This window comes from Marinobacter sp. S0848L (assembly GCF_023016065.1).
Lineage (GTDB): Bacteria > Pseudomonadota > Gammaproteobacteria > Pseudomonadales > Oleiphilaceae > Marinobacter.
The window spans coordinates 320,329-332,467 of sequence record NZ_JALKAQ010000001.1; the positions used below are offsets into that span (position 1 = coordinate 320,329).

Below are 12,139 nucleotides of genomic sequence, written 5' to 3' on the forward strand. Positions count from 1 at the left end.
GACATGAAATACGAATCTCAACGGGTAGCGATGCCCTACTTCATTTTTGCCCTGGTTCTGTTTGCCGGTCAGATCCTGTTCGGCCTGATTCTCGGGCTCCAATACGTTGTTGGCGACTTCCTCTTTCCGGAAATCCCGTTCAACGTCGCGCGGATGGTGCATACCAACCTGCTGATTGTCTGGCTGCTATTCGGTTTTATGGGCGCAACCTACTACATGGTCCCGGAAGAAGCTCAAACTGAATTGCACAGCCCGCTGCTGGCCTGGATTCTGTTCTGGGTATTTGCCGCTGCCGGTACGCTGACCATTCTGGGCTATCTGTTTGTGGACTACGCCACTCTGGCGGACGTAACACTCAACAAACTGCTGCCTACCATGGGTCGGGAATTCCTTGAACAGCCCACTATAACCAAGATCGGTATAGCGGTTGTGGTCGTGGCGTTCCTCTACAACATTGCCATGACAGCCCTGAAGGGCCGTAAAACCGTCGTCAACATCGTGCTGATCACCGGTTTGGTCGGTTTGGCAGTACTGTGGTTATTCTCTTTCTACAACCCGAGCAACCTCACCACAGACAAGTACTTCTGGTGGTTTGTTGTTCACCTGTGGGTTGAAGGCGTGTGGGAGCTGATCATGGGTGCCATTCTGGCCTACGTTCTGATCAAGCTCACCGGTGTAGACCGTGAAGTCATCGAAAAGTGGTTGTACCTGATCATCGCCATGGCACTGATCTCCGGCATCATCGGTACCGGTCACCATTTCTTCTACATTGGGCCGCCCGAGTACTGGCTGTGGCTGGGTTCTGTGTTCTCGGCAATCGAGCCTTTACCGTTCTTCATGATGGTGGTGTTCGCTTTCAACATGATCAACCGTCGGCGCCGGAACCACCCGAACAAAGCCGCCACTCTGTGGGCCATGGGTACAACGGTTATGGCGTTCCTCGGCGCGGGTGTTTGGGGTTTCCTGCACACGCTTGCTCCGGTGAACTACTACACTCACGGTAGCCAGATCACGGCAGCTCACGGCCACATGGCTTTCTACGGCGCCTATGTCATGATCGTGCTGACCATCATTTCATACGCGGTGCCCATTATGCGTGGCCGTCCTTACGGCAATAGCAACACTGCACAAATCGTTGAAATGTGGGGTTTCTGGTTGATGACCATCTCCATGGTGTTCATCACTTTGTTCCTGACCGGCGCTGGCGTACTGCAGGTTTGGCTGCAACGCATACCGGAAAGTGGCAGTGCTATGTCGTTCATGGCAGGCCAGGATCAGATTGCCATTTTCTACTGGATGCGTCTGGTGGCTGGCTGCTTCTTCATGGCTGGTCTGGTGGTGTACCTCGGCAGCTTCTTCATCAAGGGTCAGGCTGGCCCGGCCGAAGAGGTCCGTGGTGCGGTACCGTCTCCAGAAGAAGCCTGATAAGGCATAACCGCCGGGGTCTTCGGACCCCGGCACTCACATCAACTTCGGACCAATTCCGTGCATGCGCAAACCTTCAACCCTGAAGACACCCTCCAGCAGAAGCGCCTGATAACCCGCGGTGCCTTTTTCCTGCTCTTTTTGCTTGCGCCTGTACTCAATATTTTCCGCTACGACCTGACCGAAACCCATTTTGTTCTTTTCGGTTTTCCGCTTTCGTTTAATCTGCACCTCGATTGGGTGGCGCAAAGCTCGCCCGCCGAAGTCGCCGGGCAGATTCTGTTCTGGTTCATCCTGCCCATTCTTGTGTTAGTGCCCCTCGCGCTCTGGATCGCGTTCAAATGGGGTCGTTTGTACTGCGGCTGGCTGTGCCCACACTTTTCGGTGGTTGAAACCATTAATAGTTTAATGACTCGCATTACCGGCCGCCCAACTCTGTGGGAAGCCCTGAACAAAGGCCGTACCGGCAAAGCCATTCACTGGGCGGGCCTGACGCTGGTATGTGCGCTTATCGGTTTTTCATGGGCCTTGGCGCTGCTGTCCTATCTGTTGCCTCCGCTTCCGTTGTATACCGATCTGGTAACCGGCCAAATCGATTTGTATCCGGCTATTTTTCTCGGCGTAGCCACCGCAGCCTTCACGTTTGATTTCCTGTTTGCACGCCATTTGTTCTGCAAATACGGCTGCGCCGTCGGTCTGGTACAGAGCATTGCCTGGATGGCCAACGGCAAAGGCAAGGTCGTGACCTTCGATACCAAACGCGCGGCGGCTTGCCGTGACTGCACCAAGGCCTGCGACGAAGCCTGCCCTATGCGGCTGCCTACTCGCAGCCATAAACGCGCCAAGTTTTCATGCACGCAATGCCTGCAATGCGTGAGTGCCTGCCGCGAAGTGCAGAAAGACAATCCGGAAGGCTCCCTGTTGACCTGGGAGCCCGGAATACCGGGCAAGCAAACGGTATTAATCCCGGTGCGAGAAATTGAGACCAAGCCGCGTCAACCGCGAGCCTGAATTAAGGAGTCGATATGGAAGAGTGGGTCGGATTAAAGTGGCACGATTATGTGACCCGCCAGGCCATGGGCGAATTCCCGGAATACGCCGTACACCTGAAAGACGAAGCCCGCACGCTGGGCGTGCTGTTCCGCGCCATGGGCGGTGACCCGGCGCTGAGTCTGGTAACGGCAGAGCCCCGTCATTTTCAGATTCGCCGTAAGTTCCTGCAAAAACTTGCGGGCACTCACCGTAAGTTCGAACTGGCCTGGCGGGATGACGAAAGCTTGCGCTTGCCCGACCAACTGGGCCTGTTTCCTTCGAAAAAACTCAACCGGGAGCTTTATCTTTGGCTGGCTGCTTTGGCTTCGTTAGGCGAGGTCAGCAACTACAGCTGGCTTAAAGGTAATCAGGCTATGGTGCTGGAATTGCTAGCCCGTTGGCCGGGCCTTGAGCCTATGTACCAGAGGCTGGTAAAGCACACCCTGCAATGGCGACCCACCCCCGAGAGCCTGTCAGGCAATGAGGCCAAGCGTGAATCAGCGATTCGACAAGCCCTGATTCACCCCGGCAGCGTGGATGAGCTGCCGGACGCGCTCACCGACCCCTGGCCTGTAGTGCTTTGGCTATACCCGGTTCTGGGGCGCGGCAAAGTAACGGGGCAGATTCTGGGCGACGACAACACTCAGTCCAAATCCGGTGGTTTGGCCAAAAAACGCAAGCGCCGCCGCGCTGAACGCGTGGATGCTTTCGATAAAGATCAGGGAATCATGCTGTTCCGGCTGGAAAATCTGTTTACCTGGTCTGAATTTATTCCCGTTGATCGAGCCGGTGATGACAGCGACGAAGACGATGCCGATGCGGTGGCGGAAGACATGGATATGATTTCGGTATCGAAAGACCGGCGCGAGGCTTCGTCTGCGATCAAGTTTGATCTTGATCTGCCATCGGAAGAGAACGACGATCTTTACCTTGGCCCCGGCATTCATCTTCCCGAATGGGATTGGCGCCGCCAGGCTTTTCGGGAAAAGTTCTGCTGCCTGCAACCTATGCTCAGCAAAGAGGCGGTTCCGTCTCCGTTGCCCGAACACTTGATGCGTTCGGCGCAAACGTTGCGCCGCCAGTTCAGCGCACTGAAGCCCTTGCGCCAATGGGAGCGCAGGCAGCTAGACGGTGAGGAGCTGGATTTGGATGCGTGCCTGGATCGCACTGTTCAGATCCGGCGTGGGAGCGGTGAAGTGGACCAAAAGCTGTTTCGCCAGTGCAAACACAACCAACGTGATCTGGCATGCCTGGTGCTGACCGATGTGTCCTTGTCTACCGACACTTACATCAACAATAACCAGCGGGTCATCGATGTCGCCCGGGACGGGCTTCAGTTGCTGAGCGAGGCTTTAACTGCCAGCCGCGATCCGTTTGCCATTTTTGCGTTTTCGTCGCGCCGCCGGGACCATATCCGGTTCCATCACATCAAGTCGTTTGACGAACCCTACAACGATACAACCCGGGGCCGAATCCAAGCTCTGGAGCCGGGCTACTACACGCGCATGGGCGCTGCGATTCGCCAGTCTGTCAAGCTGCTGCAGGGCCGGCCCGAGAACCAGAAAATTTTGCTTCTGCTAACCGACGGCAAGCCTAACGATTTGGATTTGTACGAAGGCCGATACGGTGTTGAAGACACACGCATGGCGGTTCAAGAGGCCCAGAAAGCGGGGATTACGCCATTTTGCGTGACCATCGATGAAGAGGCCAACGAGTACTTACCTTATGTGTTTGGCAGCGCGAATTTCGTGGTGATCAAAGACCCGACTCAGCTTCCGGCCCAGCTGCCCAAGCTGTATCTGAATCTGACACGTTAACGGAGTATTTAATCATGGCGGATGGTCTGGCCGTTCGTAATCGGCATTTACCAGGAGATATTGCTGTCTGGTTCTTTATTTTTGCGGAACTGGCGGTGTTCGGCATTATGTTCATCGGCTTCGGCGTTGCCCGAAGCATGGACCCGGCCACTTTCTCTGCGGGCCGAGAGGCGCTTCACCCTTGGACAGGTCTGGTGAATACCATTGGTCTGATCACGGCCAGTTATTTTGTCGCTTTGGCGGTGCATCGTTTCCGTGATCACCGGGCGGGCACGGCGGGGCTGTTGTGGTGGGCGGTGGCGGCTTCGTCTATTTACACGTTCGGGAAGGTTTGGGAATACGCGCAGCTTTATTCTAACGGCTACAACCTGGGAACCGATGCGTTCTTTATGTTCTATTTTTTTCTGACGTTTTTTCATTTTATGCATGTGGTGTTGGGTCAGATTATTTTGGTGGTGTTGGCGGTTAAGGTGAAGAAGGGTGAGTACACCGGCGATGATATGAATGGTATGGAATCTGGTGCCTCGTATTGGCACATGGTGGATTTGGTGTGGTTGGTGTTGTTTCCGATGCTTTACGTTTTGGCTTAAGGAGTCTGGCTGATGTTGGCGGTTTATATCATTCTGATGCTGTGCACCATGGGGCCGGTTGTGGCTATGCAGGCGGGTGTTGAGCCAGGGATTTTGGTCTGGATGGTGTTTGGTTTGGTGTTGGTGAAGGCGGTGCTGTTGGTGGATCACTTTATGGAGATGAAGCATTCTCCTTGGGGGTGGAGGCTGGCGTCTCAGGGGTGGGCTATTGTTGTTGTGGCTGTGTTAGCTGGGATTCATTTGGCGGGCTGATTGTTTGGAGTTAGGCAAGTGGGACGGTTGTTCCAAAAACCGCTCCTGCGGCACCCCTTCGGGGTCCGGCCCGCAATCACAGATTGCGGTCGTTCGGCTGTCGCATGAAGCTTCGCTTCATAAGCGCTCGGCCGAACCCATGTGGCGCTTCTGCTCCGCCATCCATGGCTGCGCACATTTTTGGAAGGCCGCCCCCACCTCTGTGCTCTAAACTCTGATCGTTACATCAACTTCTTCGGAAAATACGGCGGTTTATTGCCGATCGCCTGCGCCAAGGCGATCATGCCCCACAGCACGAACGATGTGTGCAGAACGATGGCCCACACGATGGCGAAGGTCCAGAAGTTACCGGTGTTGCCGAACATCATCCAGGATATGCCCACACCTGAGCCGATCAATATTGCGCCGAGAATGGACATGTATACGGCGGCTTTGCTGTGGGCTCGCCGTAACGGGCTGGCGTCTGCTGATTTCAGCATGATGCCGAGCAGAACCAAAAAGCCGATGATCGGCAGGGCCAGCAAGTTCAGCAGGTACCACGCGACCGGAGCAATGGCTCCGGGGGATTCACTCTTCCGACTGCCCGAATAAGGCATACACCACCTCCATGAGCGCATTTACTGTGACCGCGTCGTCCGACAACGGTTCGATCATCGCAGCTCGACAGGCTTCCACAGCGGGCATTCCGGAATGAATCAGGTAAGCCGTGTGGATCAGTAGCCGTGTTGAAGCCGCTTCTTCCAAATCGTGATCTTTGAGTTTCCGTAGAGAAGTCGCCAAATCCACCAGTTGCTTGGCCAAGGCACTGTCACAACCGGACTCTTTTTGCACAATCACTTGTTCGACTTCCGGTTCCGGATAGTCGAAGCTCATAGACACAAAACGTTGCCGGGTGCTTGGCTTCATGCCTTTCAGCAGGCTCTGATATCCCGGGTTGTATGACACCACGAGCATAAATCCGGGGGCGGCTTGCAGGAGTTCGCCGGTGCGTTCGATTGGCAGTTCTCTTCGGTCATCCGCCAGCGGGTGCAATACAACCGTGGTGTCTTTTCTTGCCTCGACCACTTCGTCAAGGTAGCAGATGGCACCTTCTCTAACGGCTCGCGTAAGCGGCCCATCCTGCCAATAAGTGCCTTCCGGGCCGATCAGGTGGCGGCCTACAAGATCAGATGCGGTGAGGTCGTCGTGGCAGGCTACGGTGTAAACCGGGCGCCCCAGCTGCTCGGCCATGTAGCGCACGAAACGGGTTTTACCGCATCCTGTCGGGCCTTTGATTAGCACGGGCAAGCTGTTTTCAGCGGCAGCACGGAACAGCTCTACTTCGTTTCCTGCTGGTTGGTAAAACGTCATGGATAAGATTCCTTATGTCTCTTGGCTTTGGGAGCAACACAACACCACGCCATGGCGCACGATGCCACTTAGCCTTTATTTACAGCCCCAGCGCATGAGCCCGGTTGGTAAAGAAGATGCCGCTGGGTTTTTGTGCTGACAAGGTCTTCACTTTTTCTAGCGTGCGGGTGTTGTAAACGGTAATGCGATTGCTGTCCCTTGAGGACACCCAGACTTCCTCGCCGCGGGGGGTGAACTCCATGTGCAACACAGATTTACCCGGTTCCAGGGTTCGGATGATTTCGCGGCTCTGGGAATCGATAACCTGCACTACGTTGTTTTTCGGGTGGGCAAAGCTGACCCATATCTGGCGATTATCCGGGCTGGCCATCACAAACACCGGCTGGCCCTGAACGGGTATGCGCTGCACCATGCTCCAATCGCTCATGTCTGCGACCAGCACTTCATGTCGGCCCACCGCGGGCACAAATGCGTGGCCATCGGCAATCGCCCAACCTTCCAGATGCGGCATTTTGTACACAGGCAAGCGTTGTTCACCTTTGCCATAACCCGGAAGGATGGTTTTGGCGCTCTGTTCCGGGTGCCATAAATCCATCATCGATAAACCATCTTCCCCGAACAGCCCGGCAATGTAGTAACGGCCATCCGGGGTAATCAGGGAATCGTACGGCTGTTTACCGGCATCGAAGCGTGTGACCTCCGGCGGCGTTGCCATCATGTCTACGGTCCAGATTTCACCCGCTTCAAACAGGCTGAAGACAAATTGATTGCCCGGTGCGTCCACCAGGCCGACGGTTTTGGATTGGTCTTTTTCACCCTGCTCATTGATGTAGTACGCGGGTATTTCCAGCACGGTTTCGAGGGTTTCACTATCGAAGACGTTCACACCGCCGGGTTCGTAGTTGGATACCGCCACATAGCGCCCGTCCTGAGAGATGGCGCCACCAATGCTGTTGCCGGACTGGATCACGCGGTTCGCGATTGTCATGGTCAGTAAATCGACTTTGGTCAGCCCGCCATCGCGACCGAACACATAGCCATAACGGGCATCCCGGGAATACACCACGGAAGCGTGAGACAAATCCCCCAGACCTTCCACACGCCCCAGCACATCGCGTTCGGAATGATCGACCACCTGAACAGAACCGGTGGCCCGCTCGATGATCAGCCCCAAATCTCCGGTACCTCGCAGAGGCAGATTCTGCTCAGGTTGCAGCGCCTGACAGCCGACCATCGCAACCGCGGCGATCATGGTCACTACCCGAAACATCAACTTTGTCATGGTCAATCCTTGCTCATTTAATTAGCGGGTCTTTTCAAGCAGCGCGCCGGATTTCAGCTGGCGGCTAATCCACGCCATGTCGTCATCGGTCAGCAACGCTTTCCAGGGAGGCATGGCCGTTCCGGGCACACCTTCGCGAATAATCGCTTCGATCGCAGCCACTGGCAGCTGCTCGATATCGGAAGGTCGCAACGGCGGCCCCAGACCACCTTTGAACGTTAACCCATGGCATGAACCACAATCCTGAACAACAAAGTTACGAAGCTCGGCCTCCGTTTTCGTTTCTGCAGAATGGGCAAAAGCCGGCCATAGGGTCAGCACGACCATAAGCAGCAAATACCTGAACGTGTCACCCATCCTACGAGCCATTCGAAAACCTCCGGGAACCTGCAATGGCATGCTGAAACGCCTACAAAATCTCAGCCTTGATATTGCTTAAATTCTGCAGAGGTAGCTAGTGATCTTTGGGCATACCCATGGGGAGGTACTCTCTTGCATAACCTAACTTTTCTGACATAAATCAATGTCCATAAGTCCTAATAAGAGAACCCTAGCAGTACTCGCAAAGCCCAAGGAGAGAACCCGATGAGAGTGACCAAAATGATTATGAAACCACTGGCTCTGGCCGTGGCCGTTACGTCGCTCGGCGTAATGTCTGCCCACGCAGCCGAGAAGCACGTGGAAGGTACCTCCCTCGCTTATGAGGGAACTGCTAGCGCCGTTGACGCGGATTCCGCGAAAGTTGTTCGCAGCCCCGGCGCGCCGGATCTGACCGATGCCGAGTTTGAAAAAGCCAAGGAAATTTACTTCCAGCGCTGCGCCGGTTGTCACGGTGTTTTGCGTAAAGGCGCCACCGGTAAGCCGCTGACCCCGGATATTACCCAAGAGCGCGGTATCGATTACCTGAAAGCGTTTATCAGTTATGGCTCACCGGCCGGTATGCCCAACTGGCTGACCTCCGGTGACTTTGATGAAGCAACCGTAGAGCTGATGGCCAAGTACATCATGCACGAGCCACCACAGCCTCCCGAGTTCAGCCTGGCTGACATGAAGAACACCTGGGAAGTGATCGTGGCACCGGAAGATCGCCCCACCAAGCAGATGAACGATCTGGATCTGGAAAACATCTTCAGTGTCACCCTGCGTGACGCCGGAAAGATTGCTTTGATCGATGGTGATTCCAAGGAAGTCGTGAAGATCATCGACACCGGCTACGCGGTCCACATCTCCCGGATGTCTGCCTCTGGTCGTTACGTAATGGTGATCGGCCGTGACGCCCTGATCAACATGATCGACCTGTGGATGGAAGAGCCGCAAACCGTTGCCAAGATCAAAGTAGGCATGGAAGCGCGCTCGGTCGAAACCTCCAAGTACAAAGGCTGGGAAGACAAGTACGCCATTGCCGGCACTTACTGGCCGCCCCAGTTCGTGATCATGGATGGCGACACCCTTGAGCCCAAGAAGATTGTCAGTACCCGTGGCATGACTGTAAGTAACCAGGAATACCATCCTGAGCCACGTGTTGCTGCGATTGTTTCTTCCCACGAACACCCCGAGTTCATCATCAACGTAAAAGAAACCGGCAAAATCCTGCTGGCGAACTACGAAGATCTGGGCAACATGAACATCACCTCCATTGATGCAGCAGAATTCCTGCACGATGGCGGTTGGGACGGCAGCATGCGTTACTTCATGTCTGCGGCCAACAACTCCAACAAGATTGCAGTGGTTGATGCCAAAGACCGTAACCTTGAAGCCATGGTTGAAGTGGGCAAGATCCCTCACCCGGGCCGCGGTGCCAACTTCGAAGACCCCGAGCACGGGCCTGTGTGGGCTACATCTCACCTGGGTGACCAAACCATCCAGATGATTGGTACCGACCCGGAAGGCCACCCGGACAAAGCCTGGAAAGTGGTACGCACCGTTGATGGCCAAGGTGGCGGTTCACTGTTTGTGAAAACCCATCCGAAGTCCACCAACCTGTGGGTAGACACTGCTCTGAACCCCTCTGAAGCGGTCAGCCAGAGCGTAGCGGTATTCGACATCAACAACTTCGATGCTGGCTATGAAGTGCTGCCAATTGCCGAGTGGGCCGAGCTGGGCGAAGGGCCTAAGCGTGTGGTTCAGCCGGAATACAACAAAGCGGGCGACGAAGTCTGGTTCTCTGTCTGGAACACTTCTGACAAGAACTCCGCCATTGTTGTAGTTGATGACAAAACCCGCGAGCTGAAGAAGGTCATCAAGGGCGACTTCATGGTTACCCCGACCGGTAAGTTCAACACTTACAACACTCAGCACGACGTGTACTGATCCGGCCCCGGCCCGGAGGAGATCGCCTGATGCGACTGGACACTGTAGACAAGCAACTGATCGATCACTACCAGCGTAACCTGCCGGTGTGTGAGCGCCCTTACCTGGAAATGGCCCGTAGCCTGGGCATTTCCGAGGACGAAGTGATCAGCCGGCTGTCTTCCCTTCAGGAGCAACAGGTGCTCAGCCGGGTTGGACCGGTGTTTGAACACAGCCGGGCAGGTGCAAGCCTGCTCGCTGCCGTGGCTGCCGACCCCACCGAAATGGATGCGGTTGCAGCCCGGATCAACGAAGCTCCCGGCGTAAATCACAATTACGCGCGGGAGCACCCATTTAATCTCTGGTTCGTGATGACCGCCCCGGATGAACACACTCTGAACGAGCGGCTGGACGAACTGGAGCAGCGCTTGAAGTTGCCCATACTCAGGCTTCCCATGGTTGAGGGTTATCACATCGACCTGGGCTTCGACATCGACTGGGACGCACTATCATGAACACCCCAGCCCCACAGCCGAACCTCCAAACCGGCAACTTTCTGTTTAACACCGAAGCCTTCAGCGCCTGGGGGTTATTACGGCTGCGCCAGCATCTTGAAGAAGGCCTCCCGCTGACACCGCGCCCCTATCTGGAACTGGCTCAACGAACCGGCCTGACCGAGCAACAGGTGCTGGGTGCGGTCGAACACTGGCAACAACAAGGCCTGATCAAGCGTAACGGCCTGATTGTGAAGCACCGCACCCTTGGCTATACCGCCAACGCCATGGTGGTGTGGGATGTTCCCGACGAAAACGTGAGCCAACTCGGAAAAACACTGGCCGCGGTCCCCTTCGTGACCTTGTGCTACCAGCGTCCAAGGCGATTGCCAGACTGGCCCTACAACCTGTTTTGCATGATTCATGGCGTTAACCGGGAGCGTGTATTGGGGCAGCTTGAGCAGATGATCGAAACACACGATCTGGGCGACATTCGCCACGCCGTCCTGTTCAGCAACAAAGCTTATCTTCAACGGGGAGGGCGCTATGTCAGCAATCGCTGAGCCATCCAACCACCGAGACACGTCGTCCGACACTCCCGAATTCACCAGCACCGAACGGGCCGTTATCAATCGCTTGCAATACGGTCTGCCGCTCACTCCGGCACCCTACCGTGATGTTTCGGAAGAACTCGGCATCAGCGAGCACGTGCTGCTGGACACCCTGAAAGCGCTATTAGCCAACGGCACGTTGACTCGATTTGGCCCGATGTTTCACGCCGGCGAAATGGGTGGCGGCCTGACCCTGGCCGCCATGCGCATTCCGGCCGAAGCGTTTGACCGAGTCACGGAACAAGTGAACAGCTTTCCGGAAGTGGCCCATAACTACCGCCGGGAACACGAACTGAACATGTGGTTCGTGCTGGCAACGGAAACCCCCGAAGGCATTACCGACACCATCCAGCGTATCGAAGCGCTCACGGGCCACCCCGTTTACAACATGCCCAAGGAGCAAGAGTTTCATGTCAACCTCCACTTTGAAGTCTGAGCAGACTCTCCTCACGCAGCAAGATCGCGAACTGATCATGGCCACACAGGAAGGGTTGCCGCTGGTTTCAGACCCTTGGGCCGAACTTGGCCGCCAGCTCAATATGGCCCCCGAAGACGTGCTGGCCCGGTTTCAGGAAATGCAAAACAGCGGTGTAATCCGGCGCGTCGCTGCGGTGCCCGACCATTACAAACTGGGCTACCGCTACAACGGCATGACGGTTTGGGACGTGAACGATGAAGCCATCGCGGAAATGGGCCAGCAAGTCGGTGACCTGCCCTTCGTCAGCCACTGCTACCGACGCCCCCGCCACCTGCCTTATTGGAGTTTTAACCTGTTTGCCATGGTGCACGGCACCAGCCGCGAAGAGGTTGAAGAAAAAGCACAACGGATAAAAGCGCTGCTGGGCGATACCTGTTCAGGCAACACCATTCTTTACAGCTCTGCGATCCTGAAAAAAACCGGATTACGGTTAAGAAAACAGCAACCTACCCCTTGAAGTACTCCATCAAAGGTATAGATACCACCGGCACCAGAGGGGATAGTGAACAGTATAGAGAG

At 55.5% G+C, this 12,139-nt stretch carries 14 protein-coding genes; 10 read left to right on the forward strand and 4 right to left on the reverse strand.

What is annotated here, in order from left to right; translation table 11 throughout:
• The first annotated feature begins 3 nt into the window (after positions 1–3).
• From MWU64_RS01520 to MWU64_RS01540, 5 genes are read left to right on the forward strand one after another with little or no spacing between them, the layout of a single operon-like run.
• The gene (locus MWU64_RS01520) at positions 4–1,425 is read left to right on the forward strand and encodes a cbb3-type cytochrome c oxidase subunit I (protein ID WP_247059843.1); all 1,422 of its coding nucleotides are present in this window, start codon (positions 4–6) and stop codon (positions 1,423–1,425) included.
• A 60-nt stretch (positions 1,426–1,485) separates the two neighbouring features.
• A complete protein-coding gene (locus MWU64_RS01525) occupies positions 1,486–2,436 on the forward strand; it encodes a 4Fe-4S binding protein (protein WP_247059845.1) in 951 nt (316 codons plus the stop codon).
• 14 nt (positions 2,437–2,450) lie between these two features.
• Positions 2,451–4,274 (forward strand): VWA domain-containing protein, encoded by a 1,824-nt coding sequence (locus tag MWU64_RS01530; RefSeq protein WP_247059847.1) that lies wholly within the window; start codon positions 2,451–2,453, stop codon positions 4,272–4,274.
• A 14-nt stretch (positions 4,275–4,288) separates the two neighbouring features.
• Entirely contained in the window at positions 4,289–4,864 is a 576-nt protein-coding gene (locus MWU64_RS01535) for a cytochrome c oxidase subunit 3 (RefSeq protein WP_247059849.1), read from the forward strand.
• Positions 4,865–4,876: 12 nt separating this feature from the next.
• Positions 4,877–5,116, forward strand: a complete 240-nt coding sequence (locus MWU64_RS01540) for a cytochrome C oxidase subunit IV family protein (protein ID WP_247059851.1) — start codon at positions 4,877–4,879, stop codon at positions 5,114–5,116.
• Between the two features lie 221 nt (positions 5,117–5,337).
• Here the strand turns inward: MWU64_RS01540 and MWU64_RS01545 are convergent, their stop codons facing one another.
• The 4 genes from MWU64_RS01545 to MWU64_RS01560 form a co-directional block, all read right to left on the reverse strand.
• Positions 5,338–5,712 carry a hypothetical protein gene (locus MWU64_RS01545; protein ID WP_247059853.1) on the reverse strand — a complete coding sequence of 125 codons (375 nt, stop codon included), beginning with the start codon at positions 5,710–5,712 and terminating at the stop codon, positions 5,338–5,340.
• Entirely contained in the window at positions 5,684–6,466 is a 783-nt protein-coding gene (locus MWU64_RS01550) for a CbbQ/NirQ/NorQ/GpvN family protein (RefSeq protein WP_281496196.1), read from the reverse strand. The genes MWU64_RS01545 and MWU64_RS01550 overlap by 29 nt, the downstream gene beginning before the upstream one ends.
• 79 nt (positions 6,467–6,545) lie before the next feature.
• Positions 6,546–7,718, reverse strand: a complete 1,173-nt coding sequence (locus MWU64_RS01555; protein WP_247060738.1) for a cytochrome D1 domain-containing protein — start codon at positions 7,716–7,718, stop codon at positions 6,546–6,548.
• Between the two features lie 51 nt (positions 7,719–7,769).
• Positions 7,770–8,117, reverse strand: coding sequence for a cytochrome c (locus MWU64_RS01560; protein WP_247059854.1), 348 nt, complete (start codon positions 8,115–8,117; stop codon positions 7,770–7,772).
• Positions 8,118–8,333: 216 nt separating this feature from the next.
• Between MWU64_RS01560 and MWU64_RS01565 the strand changes: the two genes are divergently transcribed.
• The 5 genes from MWU64_RS01565 to MWU64_RS01585 are packed head-to-tail and all read left to right on the forward strand — an operon-like array spanning position 8,334 to position 12,077.
• Positions 8,334–10,058: a nitrite reductase gene (locus tag MWU64_RS01565; RefSeq protein ID WP_247059856.1), complete on the forward strand. Its 1,725-nt coding sequence runs from the start codon at positions 8,334–8,336 to the stop codon at positions 10,056–10,058.
• 29 nt (positions 10,059–10,087) lie between these two features.
• Positions 10,088–10,552: an AsnC family transcriptional regulator gene (locus MWU64_RS01570; protein WP_247059876.1), complete on the forward strand. Its 465-nt coding sequence runs from the start codon at positions 10,088–10,090 to the stop codon at positions 10,550–10,552.
• Positions 10,549–11,094 (forward strand): AsnC family protein, encoded by a 546-nt coding sequence (locus MWU64_RS01575; RefSeq protein ID WP_247059877.1) that lies wholly within the window; start codon positions 10,549–10,551, stop codon positions 11,092–11,094. Before MWU64_RS01570 ends, MWU64_RS01575 begins: the two co-directional genes overlap by 4 nt.
• The gene (locus MWU64_RS01580) at positions 11,078–11,578 is read left to right on the forward strand and encodes an Lrp/AsnC family transcriptional regulator (RefSeq protein WP_247059887.1); all 501 of its coding nucleotides are present in this window, start codon (positions 11,078–11,080) and stop codon (positions 11,576–11,578) included. The genes MWU64_RS01575 and MWU64_RS01580 overlap by 17 nt, the downstream gene beginning before the upstream one ends.
• Positions 11,553–12,077, forward strand: a complete 525-nt coding sequence (locus MWU64_RS01585) for an Lrp/AsnC family transcriptional regulator (protein WP_247059889.1) — start codon at positions 11,553–11,555, stop codon at positions 12,075–12,077. Before MWU64_RS01580 ends, MWU64_RS01585 begins: the two co-directional genes overlap by 26 nt.
• Positions 12,078–12,139 lie beyond the last annotated feature (62 nt).